This window comes from Mesorhizobium sp. M0618 (genome assembly GCF_040320765.1).
Classification (GTDB): Bacteria; Pseudomonadota; Alphaproteobacteria; order Rhizobiales; family Rhizobiaceae; genus Mesorhizobium.
The window spans coordinates 68,894-85,047 of record NZ_JAMYQH010000012.1 but is presented as its reverse complement, the minus strand read 5'-3'; the positions used below and the strand labels follow the sequence as shown (position 1 = coordinate 85,047).

The 16,154-nt window shown below is 64.2% G+C and carries 15 protein-coding genes; 9 read left to right on the top strand and 6 right to left on the bottom strand.

Annotated features, from left to right (window positions below):
• The 3 genes from NKJ04_RS15005 to NKJ04_RS14995 all read right to left on the bottom strand — a co-directional run bounded on the left by NKJ04_RS15005 (position 1) and on the right by NKJ04_RS14995 (position 4,538).
• A complete protein-coding gene (locus NKJ04_RS15005; protein WP_023809026.1) occupies positions 1 to 1,206 on the bottom strand; it encodes an FAD-binding protein in 1,206 nt (401 codons plus the stop codon).
• A gap of 235 nt (positions 1,207 to 1,441) precedes the next feature.
• Entirely contained in the window at positions 1,442 to 2,938 is a 1,497-nt protein-coding gene (locus NKJ04_RS15000; protein ID WP_352676019.1) for an FAD-linked oxidase C-terminal domain-containing protein, read from the bottom strand.
• Between the two features lie 277 nt (positions 2,939 to 3,215).
• Positions 3,216 to 4,538, bottom strand: a complete 1,323-nt coding sequence (locus tag NKJ04_RS14995; RefSeq protein WP_352676017.1) for a DUF3422 family protein — start codon at positions 4,536 to 4,538, stop codon at positions 3,216 to 3,218.
• Positions 4,539 to 4,740: 202 nt separating this feature from the next.
• Between NKJ04_RS14995 and NKJ04_RS14990 the strand changes: the two genes are divergently transcribed.
• The 3 genes from NKJ04_RS14990 to NKJ04_RS14980 are packed head-to-tail and all read left to right on the top strand — an operon-like array spanning position 4,741 to position 7,510.
• Positions 4,741 to 5,544, top strand: a complete 804-nt coding sequence (locus NKJ04_RS14990) for an FCD domain-containing protein (RefSeq protein ID WP_352553602.1) — start codon at positions 4,741 to 4,743, stop codon at positions 5,542 to 5,544.
• A 19-nt stretch (positions 5,545 to 5,563) separates the two neighbouring features.
• A complete protein-coding gene (locus tag NKJ04_RS14985; RefSeq protein WP_127292760.1) occupies positions 5,564 to 6,709 on the top strand; it encodes an alpha-hydroxy acid oxidase in 1,146 nt (381 codons plus the stop codon).
• Between the two features lie 27 nt (positions 6,710 to 6,736).
• Positions 6,737 to 7,510, top strand: a complete 774-nt coding sequence (locus NKJ04_RS14980; RefSeq protein ID WP_352676015.1) for a metallophosphoesterase family protein — start codon at positions 6,737 to 6,739, stop codon at positions 7,508 to 7,510.
• 39 nt (positions 7,511 to 7,549) lie between these two features.
• Here NKJ04_RS14980 and NKJ04_RS14975 read toward each other — a convergent pair whose 3' ends face one another.
• Complete coding sequence (locus tag NKJ04_RS14975) at positions 7,550 to 7,681, bottom strand: hypothetical protein (RefSeq protein WP_013893872.1); 132 nt, start codon at positions 7,679 to 7,681, stop codon at positions 7,550 to 7,552.
• Between the two features lie 293 nt (positions 7,682 to 7,974).
• On the bottom strand, positions 7,975 to 8,673 hold the full coding sequence (locus NKJ04_RS14970) for a type 1 glutamine amidotransferase (protein ID WP_127292765.1): 699 nt from the start codon (positions 8,671 to 8,673) through the stop codon (positions 7,975 to 7,977).
• An 88-nt stretch (positions 8,674 to 8,761) separates the two neighbouring features.
• Here NKJ04_RS14970 and NKJ04_RS14965 point away from each other — a divergent pair, with 88 nt between their 5' ends.
• The 4 genes from NKJ04_RS14965 (at position 8,762) to NKJ04_RS14950 (ending at position 12,853) form a co-directional block, all read left to right on the top strand.
• The gene (locus NKJ04_RS14965; RefSeq protein WP_352676013.1) at positions 8,762 to 9,409 is read left to right on the top strand and encodes a hypothetical protein; all 648 of its coding nucleotides are present in this window, start codon (positions 8,762 to 8,764) and stop codon (positions 9,407 to 9,409) included.
• A 31-nt stretch (positions 9,410 to 9,440) separates the two neighbouring features.
• Positions 9,441 to 10,175, top strand: a complete 735-nt coding sequence (locus NKJ04_RS14960) for a 16S rRNA (uracil(1498)-N(3))-methyltransferase (protein ID WP_023809034.1) — start codon at positions 9,441 to 9,443, stop codon at positions 10,173 to 10,175.
• Between the two features lie 163 nt (positions 10,176 to 10,338).
• Positions 10,339 to 11,712 (top strand): glutamate--cysteine ligase, encoded by a 1,374-nt coding sequence (locus NKJ04_RS14955; protein ID WP_127292773.1) that lies wholly within the window; start codon positions 10,339 to 10,341, stop codon positions 11,710 to 11,712.
• A 100-nt stretch (positions 11,713 to 11,812) separates the two neighbouring features.
• Positions 11,813 to 12,853 (top strand): DUF937 domain-containing protein, encoded by a 1,041-nt coding sequence (locus NKJ04_RS14950; protein ID WP_352676010.1) that lies wholly within the window; start codon positions 11,813 to 11,815, stop codon positions 12,851 to 12,853.
• Between the two features lie 159 nt (positions 12,854 to 13,012).
• On the opposite strand, the gene NKJ04_RS14945 is transcribed toward NKJ04_RS14950, so the two are convergent.
• Positions 13,013 to 13,303, bottom strand: coding sequence for a DUF1127 domain-containing protein (locus NKJ04_RS14945; protein ID WP_127254768.1), 291 nt, complete (start codon positions 13,301 to 13,303; stop codon positions 13,013 to 13,015).
• 178 nt (positions 13,304 to 13,481) lie between these two features.
• On the opposite strand from NKJ04_RS14945, the gene NKJ04_RS14940 reads away from it, so the two are divergent.
• Positions 13,482 to 14,438 carry a LysR substrate-binding domain-containing protein gene (locus tag NKJ04_RS14940; protein ID WP_027035580.1) on the top strand — a complete coding sequence of 319 codons (957 nt, stop codon included), beginning with the start codon at positions 13,482 to 13,484 and terminating at the stop codon, positions 14,436 to 14,438.
• 83 nt (positions 14,439 to 14,521) lie between these two features.
• Positions 14,522 to 16,153 (top strand): exodeoxyribonuclease VII large subunit, encoded by a 1,632-nt coding sequence (gene xseA, locus NKJ04_RS14935; RefSeq protein ID WP_352676006.1) that lies wholly within the window; start codon positions 14,522 to 14,524, stop codon positions 16,151 to 16,153.
• Position 16,154 lies beyond the last annotated feature (1 nt).

Genomic DNA, 16,154 nt, shown 5'->3' with positions numbered 1-16,154 from the left:
CTAGGCCATTCGGCCGGGATTGAGGATATTCTTCGGGTCGAATTCCTGTTTCAGGCGCACCGCTAGTGCGGCAAGCGCCGGCGGCTGCGGCTCGAACACCGGCAGAGCGGCGCGATGCGAAGGTGCGGCACGCACCAGCGTCGCATGGCCGCCGCCATGTTTCCTCAACAGCCCGCGCAGCAGGGCGGCTTCCGGGTCGCCTTGTTCCATGCGCAGCCACACCAGCCCGCCCTGCCAGTCATAGAAGGCGCTGACGGCGGCCTGCATGCGCAGTGTCAGGACCATCTGGTGGCACTGTCCCGGCGTCATCGAGACACGCCAGACCGGTTTCTCGCCGTTGTCGGCGAAGGGCCTGCAATCGCGCACATCGCGCCAGATCAGCCGTGAGGTTTCACCGGCAATCTCCTGCAGCGGCCCGGCCTTGCCGAGCAGCGTTTTCAGCGCGGCAATACGGTAGGCAACCGACGGGCCGAAACCCTCGACACGCAGCAGCGTGGCGGCCTCGCTGCCGAGACTGCCGCCGGCGACGCGCGCGGCGATCCGCTCCGGCAGATGGGCGGCACTCGACACTTCAGCACTCGAGCCAAGCGCCAGGGCCATGGCGGCGGCAGCGGCATCGTCGAGCAAGCCACGGATGGCGAGCGTGACTTCGGTCTCGGCTGCCGGCAGCACCTTGAAGGTGACGTCGGTGAAGGCGGCCAGCGTGCCCCAGCTGTTGGCCATCAGCTTGGACATGTCATAGCCGGTGACGTTCTTGACCACGCGACCGCCCGACTTGAAGGCCTCGCCGCGCCCGGACACCACATTGATGCCCAGGATATGATCGCGCGCCGCGCCCGCCTTCAGCCGGCGCGGACCGGAGAGGTTCGCGGCGAGCACGCCGCCGATTGTGCCTTTGCCAGCTTCGCCGCCGAGCAGTGGGCCGTAGTCCATCGGCTCGAAGGCAAGCTGCTGGCCGTTTTCCGCCAGCAGCTTTTCGATCTCGGCCAGCGGTGTGCCGGCTTTTGCCGACAGCACCAGTTCAGCCGGTTCATAGAGCGTGACGCCGGTGAGCCTCGACAGGTCGAGCGTGTGTTCGGTTTGCAGCGGCCGGCCGATGCCACGCTTGGAGCCGTGGCCGAGGATTTCCAGCGGCGAGCCTTCCGCCGCTGCCCAGGCGACGGTGGAGGGGACTTCGGATGAGGTGGTCGGGGTGAAGGTGGTCATGGGCGACCCCTGTTCCTCGCCCAGCGAAGCGGGGAAGGCCACATCGGCCGCGTTTCTTCACACCCCCCTCTGTCCTGCCGGACATCTCCCCCGCAAGGGGGGAGATTGGCAGCTCGCACGACCGCGCCTTTCAAACCTTGGTGATTGGCGAAAGCCAAAACGACATCCAATCTCCCCCCTAGCGGGGGAGATGTCCGGCAGGACAGAGGGGGGTGTTCAAGCGCCGACATATCCCTCAAAACCTCGGAATGTCTGGGAACGGCAGTTTGCCGCCGGAAATGTGCATCCGCCCAAGCTCGGCGCATCGCCGCAGCTGCGGGAACACTTTTCCCGGGTTGAGCAGATGGTTGGGATCGAAGGCACATTTGACCCGCATCTGCTGGTCGAGATCGATCTGGGTGAACATTTCCGGCATCAAGTCGCGTTTTTCCACGCCCACACCGTGTTCGCCGGTCAAGACGCCGCCGACCTTGACGCAGAGCCGCAATATGTCGGCGCCGAAGCTTTCGGCCTTGTCGAGTTCGCCCGGTACGTTGGCATCGTAGAGGATCAGCGGATGCAGATTGCCGTCGCCGGCATGAAAGACATTGGCGACGCCGAGACCGTATTTTTCCGACAGCTCGCGCATGCCGGCGAGCACGCGCGGCAGCTCCTTGCGCGGGATGGTGCCGTCCATGCAGTAGTAGTCGGGCGAGATGCGGCCAACGGCCGGAAACGCCGCCTTGCGGCCGGCCCAGAAGCTCAGCCGTTCCTGTTCCGACTGCGAAATGCGGCAGGTGGTCGAGCCGTTCTTGTAGGCGATCGCCTCGACCAGCCCGATCAGATGATCGACCTCGACGCCGGGGCCGTCGAGCTCGACGATCAGCAGCGCCTCGACATCGAGGGGATAGCCGGCATGAACGAAATCTTCCGCCGCATGGATCGCCGGCCGGTCCATCATCTCCATGCCGCCCGGGATGATGCCGGCGCCGATGATGTCGGCAACGCACTGACCGCCCTGCTCGCTGGTCGGGAAGCCGATCAGCAGTGCACGTGCCGTCTCCGGCTTCTTCAGGATGCGTACGGTAACCTCGGTGACGACGCCGAGCAGCCCTTCGGAGCCGGTCATGACGCCGAGCAGGTCGTAGCCTTCCGCATCAAGGTGACTGCCCCCCAGCCGCACCACCTCGCCATTCATCAGCACCATCTCGATGCCGAGCACATTGTTGGCGGTAAGGCCGTATTTCAGGCAGTGCACGCCACCGGAATTCTCCGCGACATTGCCGCCGATCGAGCAGGCAATCTGGGAGGATGGATCGGGGGCGTAGTAAAAGCCCTCCTGCTCGACGGCGGTGGTGATGCCGAGATTGGTGACGCCCGGCTGGGCAACGACGACGCGATTGGGGAAATCGATCCCGAGGATGCGGTTGAAGCGGCTCATGACCAAAAGCACCGCGTCCTCGAGCGGCAGCGCGCCGCCCGACAGCGAGGTGCCGGAGCCGCGCGGCACGACGCGGATGTTGCGGTCGTTGCAGTATTTCAGCACGCGCGAAACCTGCGCCACCGTTTGCGGCAGCACGACAACCAGCGGCAGCTGCCGATAGGCGGTCAGGCCGTCGCTCTCGAAGGCGCGCATGGAATTGGCGGCGTCGACGACGCCCTCACCCGGCATGATGATGCGCATGTCGGCGACGATCTCGTCGCGCCGGCGCATCGTGGCGTCGTCTGGTTTCGGCATGGCCAAGCCGGACATCAGCAGCCTCATTTCGCTTGACTGGTCAAAATCTTTTACCAGTGAAGCGCGTTGGGTGCAAATCCTGTGGCGGCGGGGAATCCGCTTCAAGGCTGAGGCAAGCTTCCTCGGCGGCAATCTGCCGGTCTCTCACCCTCCCCTTGTGGGGAGGGTCGCGAACGAAGCGAGCGGGGTGGGGGTCCGCGCGGCGCTCTACGAGGACCACCACCCCGTCTCACGATCTTCGCTTCGCTGCGATCATGAGCCGACCCTCCCCACAAGGGGAGGGTGAGCAGATCTATTCGCCGGGCGGCTTGCCGGGCTCGGAATGCATCCGGCGCACACGGCGTACGCCCCACCAGACCAGCAGGATGGCGACAGGCACCGAAGCCGCGGTAACGATCTCCGGCGCGAAGGCGTGGCCGAAGATCGAGGCGCCCTTGGCGACATAGCCGACAAGGCCGACCACATAATAGGAGACGGCGGCGACCGAGAGCCCCTCGACGGTCTGCTGCAGGCGCAGTTGCAGGCGGGCGCGGTTGTTCATCGAGGCAAGCAGGTCGCGGTTCTGCTTCTCGACCTCGACATCGACCCAGGTGCGCAGCAGCGTCGTGGCGCGGGTCAGTTTTCGCGACAGATTTTCCTGCCGCTCCTCGACCGAGCGGCAGGTGCGCATTGCGGGTGCCACACGGCGCTGCAGGAACCCGCGCCATGTGTCATAACCGGGCACAGCCTCTTCCTCGAGCGCCTCCAGCCGTTCGCCGACGATGCCGTCATAGGCGCGGCTGGCGCCGAAACGATAAAGGCTCGATGCCGCGTCCGCCTCCAGCTCCGCCGCAAGTTCGGTCAGATCGGCCAGCAAGGTCTGGCTGTCGCGTGTCCCGGCGACCTTCATCTCCAGCGTGGTCTGCGCCAGCCGGTCTTCGATGCGGCGGGCGCGGCCGGACAAGGTCAACGCCAGCGGCAGGCCGAGCATGGCCAGCGTCCGATAGGTTTCGATGTCGATAAGCCGCTGCGACAACGCGCCGGTGCGCGCCGGGGTCAAACCGCGATCGAGCAGCAGCATGCGCGTCAGGCCATCGCCATCCTGGCGAAAATCGGTGACGATGGCGGCGTTTCCGCGCTCGACCAGCGAGTAGCACAGGCTGGTCGGGTCGAAACCGGCTATCAGTTGCTCGCTCGCTTGCGTCCATTTGCGGATTTCGAGCCTGATGCCGGAGATGCAGGTTCCCGGCGACGAAAACCCGTTGCCGAAGGGTGAGTCCTCCTGCGTCCTGCCGCTTTCGGAAAGCGGCCCTTCCCACAAATAGGTCGAGAACTCGGTGTGCCGCTCCCAGCGCAGCGAGCCCTTGCCCCATTTCATGGCATGGTGGCGGGCCTGGCGGTCGGGCGCGGCGATGCCGAGGCGCCGCGACAGTTCGGAAAGCACCGCATGGTCGACGCCGGAGCCACCCTCCGTCATGAAGGCGAGTTGTATCAGGACGCGTGGCTTTTCGATCAGCGGATGCGGCCGGGCATGAACCTCGCCAAGTGCGCCGGGCCGCCCCTCATGCGCAGGAAAGCCCATGACGCTGCCCTTGGCGCGCGGCTGGAATTCGAGATCGGACGGGTCGTCTGACACGGCTTGTTCCCTGGGTTCCTTGAACCCTCTTGCACGTGCGTCCCTCTAGTGCCAATGGCCTTATGACGCAAACAGCAAAGTTAGCCGAAGATGATGGCATCGGGCGGAAAATCGGCACGCTTTTGTCAATTGGATAAATAATTTGACCAGTTGGCGAGGCAGGCTCTATTCTGCGACACCGGTTCACCTTCCAGGCATTCTGTTGAGCGACATTTTTTCCAGGATCGAGCATTCGCGCACCGCCGACGAGGTGGTGCAGCAGATCGAGAGCCTCATCCTCGAAGGCGTGCTGCGCACCGGCGACCGGCTGCCGGGCGAGCGCGAGCTTGCACGCCAGTTCGACGTATCCCGGCCGATCCTGCGTGATGCGCTGAAGTCACTGGAAGGACGCGGCCTTTTGACGACAAGGCCCGGCGGCGGCACGCATGTCGCCGATGTCATCGGCCAGCTCTTCACCAAACCGGTGACGGACCTGATCTCGATGCACCGCAAGGCAGTGACCGATTATCTGGAATACCGCCGCGAGATCGAAGGGGTCGCGGCTGAATACGCGGCACGGCGCGCCACTGCGGACGACATGGCGCTGCTCGACAAGATCATGGCACGCATGGACGATGCGCACCGGACCGGCGACTTCGACGACGAAGCCGAGATCGATGTCGAGTTCCACCACGCGATCTGCGAATGCGCGCACAACATCATCCTTTTGCACACGCTGCGCTCCTGTTACCGGCTGTTGTCGGAGGGCGTGTTCCAGAACCGGCTGCTGGTGTTCAGCGTGCCCGGCGCGCGCGACGCCCTGCTCGCGCAGCACCGCGCGATCCATGCGGCGGTGAAGGCCGGCGACCCGGATGCTGCCCGGCAAGCGGCGATGGACCACATCACCTATGTCGAACGGTCGATGGCGGAGGCCGAGCGCAGCGGCGACTGGCAGCGCGTCTCGCGACTGAGGTTGAAACAGCGCGTCGACGCCACCGATACAGAACCAGCACGCAAACGCTCCTAGCTATCGAGACGGGAAGCCCATGAGCCAGATCCTGACCATCGCCGACCTCAAGGACCTCGCCCGCCGGCGCGTGCCGAAGATGTTCTTCGACTATGCCGATTCCGGTTCGTGGACCGAAGGCACGTATCGGGCCAACGAAGAGGATTTCCAGAAGATCAAATTCCGCCAGCGCGTGCTCGTCGACATGGACAACCGTTCGCTGGCGTCGACGATGATCGGCGAAAAAGTGTCGATGCCGGTGGCATTGGCGCCAACCGGCATGACCGGCATGCAGCACGCCAATGGCGAGATGCTGGCGGCTCAGGCGGCGGAGGAATTCGGCGTGCCGTTTACCTTGTCGACGATGAGCATCTGCTCGATCGAGGATGTCGCCTCGGTAACCACGAAGCCGTTCTGGTTTCAGCTCTATGTGCTGCGTGACAAGGATTTCGTGCTCAACCTGATCGACAGGGCAAAGGCGGCGAAATGCTCGGCGCTCGTGCTGACGCTCGACCTGCAGATTCTCGGTCAGCGCCACAAGGACATCCGCAACGGGCTTTCGGCGCCACCCAAGCTGACGCTGACGAACATCGTCGACATGGCCATCCGCCCGCACTGGTGCGCCGCCATGGCCGGCACGAAGCGGCGAACCTTCCGCAACATTGTCGGCCACGCCAAGGGCGTCGGCAACATGGCCTCGCTGGCATCGTGGACGACGGAGCAGTTCGACCCGCATCTGTCGTGGAAGGACGTCGCCTGGATCAAGGAGCGCTGGGGCGGCAAGCTGATTCTCAAGGGCATTCTCGACAAGGAGGACGCGCTGATGGCGGCCAAGACCGGCGCCGACGCGATCATCGTTTCCAACCATGGCGGGCGCCAGCTCGATGGTGCGTCGTCGTCGATCGGTGTGCTGGAAGAGATTGCCGACGCGGTCGGCGACACGATCGAAGTGCATATGGATGGCGGCATCCGCTCCGGCCAGGATGTGCTGAAGGCGCTTTGCCTCGGTGCCAAGGGAACCTATATCGGCCGGCCATTTCTTTACGGCCTGGGTGCGCTTGGCAAGGAAGGGGTTACCAAAGCGTTGGAAATCATCCGCAAGGAGATGGACATCACGCTGGCGCTGTGCGGAAAGCGTCTTGTCACCGACATGGGCAAGGACCAGCTCCGGCGCCAGGTCCCGTGACCGCCTGACCACGGAGACACCGAAAAATTGGTAGAACCCGGCATCCATTTTCTCGACGCGCATGGGCCGGAAGGTGTGCGTCTCTATGCGATCGGCGACGTCCACGGCCGGCTCGACCTGCTGGCCGCCATGCATCGGCGCATCAGGGCCGAGATCGAGCAGCAGGCGCCTGCCGACTGGCGCGTCATCCATCTTGGCGACTATGTCGACCGCGGGCCGGACTCGAAGGGCGTCATCGATTTCCTGATCGAAGCGCAAGAGCGCGACCCTCGTCACCTGATGCTGGCCGGCAACCACGACATCGGTTTTCTCGACTTTCTCAAGACCCCTGACCCGGAAGGGCTTTTCATCCGGTTCGGCGGCATCCAGACGGCACAGTCCTACGGCGTGGCGATCAGTGAAGGCACAAGCGTGTGGTTCGGCAAAGCCGAATCGGCCGTGCGCAAAGGACATCAGGCCCTGGTCGAGGCCGTGCCGCAAAGCCACATCGACTTCCTGCGATCGCTGCCGTTCTCCGCGATTTTCGGGGACTTCTTCTTCTGTCATGCCGGCATCAGGCCGGGTAATCCTCTGGAGAAGCAAAACCCACAGGACCTGATCTGGATCCGCGACGTCTTCCACAACCACACCGACCTCTATCCGAAGATCGTGGTGCACGGCCACACCCCGGTGCCGGAGGCGGAAGTGATGGCCAACCGCGTCAATGTCGACACGCTTGCCTGGCAATCAGGCATGCTGAGCGCGCTCGTCGTCGACGGCGCGGATAAACGCATCCTGACAATGACGATCAAGGAAGCTTGAGCGTCGCGCGTCGGAGGACGCGAAAGGCGCTTCCCGCCTTTAGCGCAGCGAGGCGGTGACGCCGTAACCGTCTACGGCGTTGTGGTTGTTGGCTGCGTCGGCGGCATAGATGCCGAGACCGCACAGCACGATGGCGGACAACATGGCAAAGGACAGAAGCGCTGCTTTCACGGAGGTCATCTCTTGTTGAGCTTTCTGCATCTGTGCACCAGGCGGTTACCAATGCGTTGAAACGGAGAATTCGCTTCAAAGTTTCGACGATTTTGCGCTTCTAGGCATGTTCTGTATCAACGGTGTGTCGCGCGGGTCACACAAAAGGTTCATAGCCGTTGCACAGAAGATGCAGAGCGCGCGCCTTCTAGGATGGCGGGCGGACACAAGCCAAGAATGAAACGGTTTTCCCCAGGCGGTTTCACCGCCGCGTGCCAATTATGTCACGCTGGAGGGTACGGAGAGACCAACGCTCAGATAGTCGCTACCCAGGCACGGGCAATGGCGAGGCCAGCGGCATCCGCATCGGGTCCGTTGCGGGCCATTTCGCCATCGAGCTTGCCGGCCCAGTCGGGATGGCGCGCGGCGATGGTCGGGGCAAAGGACGTGCTCCAGTCCTTGACCATCGGCCGGTCGGCCTCGAAATGGAACTGGAAACCGTAGACGGCGCGTCCGACGCGAAACGCCTGGTTCTCGGCGACATCGTTGCCGGCGAGCCGCACGGCGGCCTCGGGCAGCACGAAGGTGTCGTCATGCCACTGGAAGATCGGGAATTTCTCCGGCAGCGCGCCCAGCACCGGATCGGCCTTGGCGTCCGCCGTCAGCGATACGCCGCGCCAACCGAACTCATTGGCGCCGCCGATGCGGTTTTCGCCGCCGAAGGCACGGGCGACGAGCTGGCTGCCGAGGCAGATGCCGAGCACGGCGCGATCCTTGTCGGCAAAGTCGCGGGTCAGTTCGAGCAGTGCCGGGAAATAGGGGTACTCATCGTCGGCCAGCGCATTCTGGCCCCCGCCGAGCACCACCATGGCATCATGCCCGGCCGCGTCATCCGGCAGGGGATCGCCCCTGTAAGGGAGACGCAGGTCGAGATCGGCACCCGCTTCCGCAAGTGCTGCGCCGACCTGGCCAAGGCCGGTATTGTCGTAGTTCTGGACCACCAGCACCCGCATCACAAAACCCTACTGACATGAAAAAGATGCGACGAGCGATATCATGCCGCTCGCATTGCAGCCAAGATGCGTGTCCGGAGAGAAAACTATGCCACTGCAGAACCGGGTCGATCCGTTCGGTACCATCCACGCCGTGCCTGATCGCGGCCTGTTCACCGGCAATCGCGGCATCATCCACGATCCCGAGACGAAGACGCTCAAGAAGAAGCGCTGGGCGCTTCCGGCCTGGATCATCTGCGTCCGCCAATTCCGCGATGTGCGGCGCGAACCGATGGGCCGCAACCGGAAGGGCGGGAAAGCGGGCTGGACCGAGCTGTTCTTCCTCGACGAGGTGACTGCATTGGCTGGCGGGCATCGCCCCTGCTTCTTTTGCCGCCGCGAACGGGCCAGGGATTTCGTCGGCCGCTTCGGCGACGCCTTCGGCATTGCCGAACCGCGTGCGCCGATGGTCGACAGGCGGCTGCACAAGGAGCGGCTGGCCTCGGGCGGCAGGCCGCCAGTGGTTGCGGTTGAAGACCTTGCCGGCCTGCCGGACGGCGCCATGGTCGCGGATGGCGCCACGGTTTATGCTTTGCGTCGGGGCAAAACGCTGCGCTGGTCGTTTGCCGGGTATGGGCATCCCGGCGATTTCGGCCTGCTCAACGGCAAGACACTCTCGCTGCTGACACCGGCCACAACGCTCGCCGTGCTGGGGTATGGCTTTCGGCCGGTGTGGCATCCGACCGCCGAGGCTTGACGCCGGCAGCCGGCTCGCTCATTCCTCGGCGATGCGCGCCAATTACAAGATGCAACGTCTGTTCGTGCCCGACGATCTCGCGCCGGATGTAGAGTTCGACGCCGGCCAACAGCAGAGCCACTATCTCCTGCATGTGCTGCGGCTTGGCGAAGGCGCCGAAATCCTGGTGTTCAATGGCCGCGGCGGCGAGTGGTCGGCGGCCATCGCGGCGAAGACGAAAAGGTCGGTTCGACTGAAGGTGTCGGCGCTGCAGCGACCGCAGCCGCCGCTGCCCGATCTCGTCTACTGCTTTGCGCCACTGAAGCAGGGCCGGCTCGACTATCTCGTGCAGAAGGCGGTCGAGATGGGCGCCGGCGTCCTGCAGCCGGTCATCACCCAGCACACGCAAGTGGCCAAGCCGTCGATCGATCGCCTGCGCGCCAATGTCGTCGAAGCCGCCGAACAATGCGGCATCTTGGCGGTACCTCAGGTGCACGAAGCCGAAAAATTCGACCGCCTGCTGATCGGCTGGGACACAGGGCGACGGCTGATCTTCTGCGATGAGGATGCTTCGACCAACAATCCGCTGGCCGCGCTGCAGGCGGTCAAGGAAAAGAAGCTTGGGCTGCTGGTCGGGCCGGAGGGTGGCTTTTCCGACGACGAGCGCAAGATGCTGCGCGCCCTGCCCTTCGTCACCGCCATTCCGCTCGGCCCGCGTATCCTGCGCGCCGACACGGCGGCGGTGGCCGCGCTCGCGGTGATGCAGGCGACAGTCGGAGACTGGTGAAACGTCATCTCTTGCAAGGGACGGTGAGCTCTTGCAAGGGACGGTGAGCGCGGTAAGGTTCAATTCCTGTTGACCTGTGGCTCAGGATTTTTCGCTTGATCGGCTACTGACATTTCGTCCATTTAGCGCCGGCGGTTCTCCAACCGCCTCTGAGGGCTTGATCATGGCGCGCGACACAACCGATTTCCGGCCCATCGAAGGCATCGACGAACTCGTCGAGCATCTGGCCGAAGGCAACAAGCCGCGCGACAAATGGCGCATCGGCACCGAGCACGAGAAATTCCCGTTCTATGTCGACGGCAATGCACCGGTCCCCTATGGTGGCGAGCGCGGCATCCGCGCCATTCTCGAAGGCATGCAGTCAAAGCTCGGATGGGATCCGATCGTCGATGACGGCCGCATCATCGGCCTGGTCGAACCGACCGGTCAGGGTGCGATTTCGCTGGAACCCGGCGGCCAGTTCGAACTTTCCGGCGCACCGCTGGAGACGATCCACCAGACCTGCCGGGAGGGCAACGCCCATCTGGCGCAGGTGCGCGAGATCGCCGAGCCGATGGGCATCCGCTTCCTCGGCCTCGGCGGCAGCCCGAAATGGTCGCTGGCCGAGACGCCGAAAATGCCGAAATCGCGCTACGAGATCATGACGCGCTACATGCCCAAGGTGGGCACCAAGGGCCTCGACATGATGTACCGCACCTGCACGATCCAGGTGAATCTCGACTTCGAGAGCGAGGCGGACATGCGCCGCAAGATGCAGGTGTCGTTGAAGCTGCAGCCGCTGTCGACGGCATTGTTCGCCAATTCGCCTTTCACCGAAAGCCACCCGAACGGTCTGCAGAGCTGGCGCGGCGACATCTGGCGCGATACCGACAACCAGCGCTCGGGCCTGCTCGAATTCTGCTTCTCGCCCGATTTCGGCTTTGCCGACTATGTCGAATGGGCGCTCGACGTGCCGATGTATTTCGTCATCCGCGACGACCGCTATCACGACATGACCCACATCACCTTCCGCCAGTTCATGGCCGGGGCCGCGCGCAATGAAGTGCCGGACGGGCTGCCGACAATGGGCGACTGGGCGAACCATCTGTCAACGCTGTTCCCGGACGTGCGGCTGAAGCGCTTCCTCGAGATGCGCGGCGCCGATGGCGGGCCATGGCGGCGCATCTGCGCGCTGCCGGCCTTCTGGGTCGGATTGCTTTATGATGAGGCCGCACTCGATGCCGCCGAGGCGCTGACCTCGAGCTGGACGTATGAAGAAACGCTGGCGATGCGCAACGCCGTGCCGGAACAAGGCATTTCCGCACCGTTCCGCAACACCACGCTGCGCGAGATCGCGCGTGACGTGATGGTCATTTCCCGCATGGGGCTGAAGAACCGTGGCAAGAAGAACCGCGACGGCTACGACGAGACCTCCTTCCTCAACACGTTGGACGAAGTCGTGGCGCGCGGCACCACCAGCGCCGAGGAGATGCTGTCGGCCTATCACACACGCTGGGGCGGCTCGATCGAGCCGGTTTTCATGGAATACGCCTATTAACCCTCGGATCTGGGAAAGCTGACCGGCCGGCAAAAGTCGCTTCAATCGGAAGTGGAAACAAACTAGGCTTCTTCGGCGAGGATTTCCGGAGGAGAGACCAATGCCTTCCTTGTTCGACATGCTGACGCAGGCCCAGAACGGCAACGGCATGCAGGCCCTTGCCCAGCAATACGGGCTTTCGATGCAGCAGACGCAAGCCGCGGTCGCCGCATTGCTGCCCGCCTTTTCGCAAGGGCTGCAGCGCAACACCGCCGACCCTTACGGGCTCGGCGCCTTCATGACGGCGATGGCCAGCGGCCAGCACGCCAAGTATTTCGAGGACGCAACCCGGGCCTTCTCGCCGCAAGGCGTCGATGAGGGCAACGGCATTCTCGGGCACCTGTTCGGCTCGAAAGACCTGTCTCGCGCCGTGGCCAGCCAGGCGGCGCAAGCCAGCGGCGTCAATCAGCAGATCCTGCAGCAGATGCTGCCGGCGATCGCCTCGATGGTCATGGGCGGGCTGTTCAAGCAGACGACAAATCAGATGCAGGCCGCCGGCGGTTTTGGCGGCGGCAACAATCCGCTCGGCGAGATCATCGAGCAGATGATGCGGCAAGGCGGCGGCATGCAGGCCCCGGCGCCGCAGCCGCGCCAGGCGCCGCCACCCCAGAACCCGATTGACAACCCGCTCGGCAAGGTATTGCAGGACATGTTCGGCGGCGGTGCGCCTCAGCCACAGCCGCAAAGCCAGCCGCAGCCGCAGCCCAATCCCTACGGCGACAATCCGCTCGGCAAGGTGCTGCAGGACATGTTCGGCGGTGGCGCGCCTCAGCCGCAGCCGCAAGGGCGGGCGCAGCCGCAGCAGACACAAAGCCCCTACGGAGACAATCCGCTGGGGAAAATCTTCGAGGAGATGCTGTGGCAAGGTGGCGGAGGCTTAGGCGGCATCCCTGGCGGACAGCCGGCGCCGCAACAGCCTCAAGCGCCCCCACAGCAGCGTCAGGCACCGCAGCCACAGGTCAATCCGAGCGGCCGGCCGAAAAACCCGTTCGACGACCTGTTCGGCAAGATGTTCGAGACCGGCGCCCAGCAGCGTGACGACTACCAGAAGGGCGTGGAGACGATCTTCGACCAGTTCAAGCGGGATATGGATCGGCGGTAGCGGTCTTCGCTGAGGTAGAAAGAGAAAAGCCCGGTCCTGGGAGGACCGGGCAGAGTGCAGGCGGGCCGGGGGGATCCGGCAGGGAGTGGGAGCCTGCATACTCGTCAGTCGCGTCGAGCCCCGAGAAGGTTCGCGGCAACCCAAACAACAAGCATCAGATCAGGCCACCTTGCGGGCGATGTCCTCGATTGTTTCGACGCGATCGCTGGCGATTTCGCGCAGCATCGCCGTCGGGTCGCGGCCAAACGGCACGTCGATGGCGACGTGCAGGTCGGCGCGCGTCAGGCCGATATCGGCGAGTTCGGCGTCCGACATCTCGCCAAGGCGATAAAAGGCGCGGCGGTTTTTCCAGGCGCGATAGATGTTGGAGACGGTGTTGGCCACGCGAGTCGCAACGGCCGGACGCGAGGTGATGCGCGAGGTCTCGGTGGCGAAATCGAACGTGGTCATTGTCGGTCTCCTTCAGACTCGAACGGGCAAAGCCTTGCTATCGGCGCTGGCGACAGCGGCCGTTCCGGCTTCGATTCACATGCCTTCATGTGGACAATACCAATTTGCCATCGAGTGATTGATTAATCCAACGAATGTTTCTAATCTTTACCATCAACACCAGTGATGGATCATGTCGATGAAATCGCCGCTCGATCTCGATCAATTGCAGACCTTCATCTCGATCGCCGATACCGGCAGCTTCACCAGGGCGGCCGAAGAGGTGCACCGGACCCAGTCGGCGGTTTCGATGCAGATGCGCCGGCTGGAGGAGCGGCTCGGCAAGCCGCTGTTCGAAAAGGACGGGCGCACCAACAGATTGACCGAGGAAGGCGACAAGCTGCTCTCCTATGCGCGGCGGCTGCTCTATCTCAACCGTGAGACGCTGGCTGCCTTCGATGACCGGCGGCTCGAAGGCACGATCCGCATCGGCACGCCCGACGACTATGCCGATCGTTTCCTGCCCGAGATCATGGCGCGGTTCACGCGCTCCAATCCGCGCGTCGAACTGACCGTCATCTGCGAGCCGACGCCGGGGCTGGTCGAGCATATCAAGCGCGGCAATCTCGACCTCGCGCTGGTGACTCACAACGACGTACGCGGCCAGTCGGAGGTGGTGCGGCGCGAACCGCTGCTGTGGGTCACCTCGGCCAACCATGCGACGCATGAGCAGGAAACGCTGCCGATGGCCTTTGGCCGGCCGAACTGCATCTGGCGGCGCGCCGCCGTCGATGTGCTCGACCAGCAGAACCGCGACTATCGCATCCTGTTCACCAGTTTCTCGGCCACCGTCATCACCGCCGCGGTGCTTTCCGGGCTGGCGATCTCGGTGCTGCCGGAATGCGCGCTGCGGCCCGGCATGCGGGTGCTGAGCGAAGCCGACGGCTTCGGCGCCCTGCCCGACTGCCGCATCGGTATCATGCGCGGCCAGACGTCGCGGCCGGAGATCGTCGATGCGCTCGCCCGCCATATTTCGGAAAGCCTGGACAATATCTCCGTCCCGGTCGGCGAAGACCCCGGGACATTCGATTTCGCAGCACTGGCCTTCACCAAGCTGCGGCGGACCAAGCCGAACCAGATTCTGCCCGGCTGGTAGGCAGGGTCAGGTATGCGGGTGATGAACGGCTGGCCCGACGCAACCGCCTTGACGCCGGCGCCCAACCGTTCCCCAATTGGCCGATGAGCGAAGCAGCATCCGAATCACGCACCAACGCCGCCGAATATACGGTGAGCGAGATTTCCGGCGCGCTGAAGCGCACGGTCGAGGACGTTTTCGGCAATGTGCGGGTGCGTGGCGAAATATCAGGCTATCGCGGGCCGCATTCCTCAGGTCATGCCTATTTCGCGCTGAAGGACGACCGCGCCCGGCTCGACGCCGTGGTGTGGAAAGGCACGATGAGCCGGCTGAAATTCCGTCCCGAAGAGGGCATGGAGGTGATCGCCACCGGTAAGCTCACCACCTATCCCGGCAAGTCCAACTACCAGATCGTCATCGACAATCTGGAGCCTGCCGGCGCCGGCGCGCTGATGGCGCTGCTGGAGGAGCGCAAGCGGCGGCTACAGGCCGAGGGTCTGTTCGACACCGGCCGCAAGCGGTTGCTGCCATTCATGCCGCGCATCATCGGCGTCGTCACCTCGCCGACAGGGTCCGTCATCCGCGACATCATCCACCGCATCAAGGACCGCTTTCCGCTGCACATCCTGGTCTGGCCGGTGCGTGTTCAGGGCGAGACGTCAGGCACGGAAGTGACTGCTGCGGTCAACGGCTTCAACGCGCTGGCATGGGATGGCGCCGTCCAGCGTCCCGATCTGTTGATCGTGGCGCGTGGCGGCGGCAGCCTCGAAGACCTCTGGGGCTTCAACGACGAGGCGCTCGCCCGCGCGGTTGCTGCTTCCGGCATTCCGGTGATCTCGGCTGTCGGCCACGAGACCGACTGGACGCTGATCGATCTCGTTGCCGATGTGCGGGCGCCGACACCAACGGGTGCAGCCGAAATCGCCGTGCCGGTGAAGGCCGATCTCGAAGCAACGCTTGCCAGCCTCGGTGCACGGCTGAAAGCGGCGGTCCTGCGCAATTTCGAGCGCAAACGGCAGGCTGCCCGTGCCGCCGCCCGGGCTCTGCCCTCGCCCGATCAATTGCTGGCGCTGCCGCGCCGACGCCTCGATGAGGCGACATCCAGGCTCGGCCGGGGCCTGTTGGTCTCCACCGAACGCAAGCGTGCAAGGTTTTTTGCCGTAAAGCTGACACCGGCAATGCTGTCGCAGCGCATTGCCGAGGCGCGGCGCACCAACGAACGCAATCTTTTGCGAGCACAAGGGGCATTGCGCACGTTGGCAAGAGCCCGGCGTGCGGAGCTTAACCGAGCGGCGGATCAATTGCCAAAATGTGCCAGGGCATCGCTGCAGCGGCACAAGCAGCAACTGGCCATGCTGCAACGCCGCATCACGATCGAGCCGACGGCACGGCGGCAACGCGTGCAGAGGGATTTGCTGACAGCTTTGACAAGACGCGGCACGCAAGCAGTGGTGCTCAGGCTGGAGCGTTTGCGCGGCCGTGTCGTCCAGGCCGACAGGCTGATGGCAACACTGTCGCACAAGGCCGTCCTGGCGCGCGGCTTTGCGCTGGTGAGGGATGCGGATGGCGCGGTGATCAAGCAGGCTGCCGATGTGGCGTCGGGAATGGCGCTTTCGCTCGAGTTCGCCGACGGCGTCGCCGATGCGGTGGCGATCACCGGCACGGCAAAACCGAAAGCCGTAGCCAAGCCGGCGGCCAAGGCCAAAGAGCCCGGCAATCAGGGATCCCTGTTCTGAC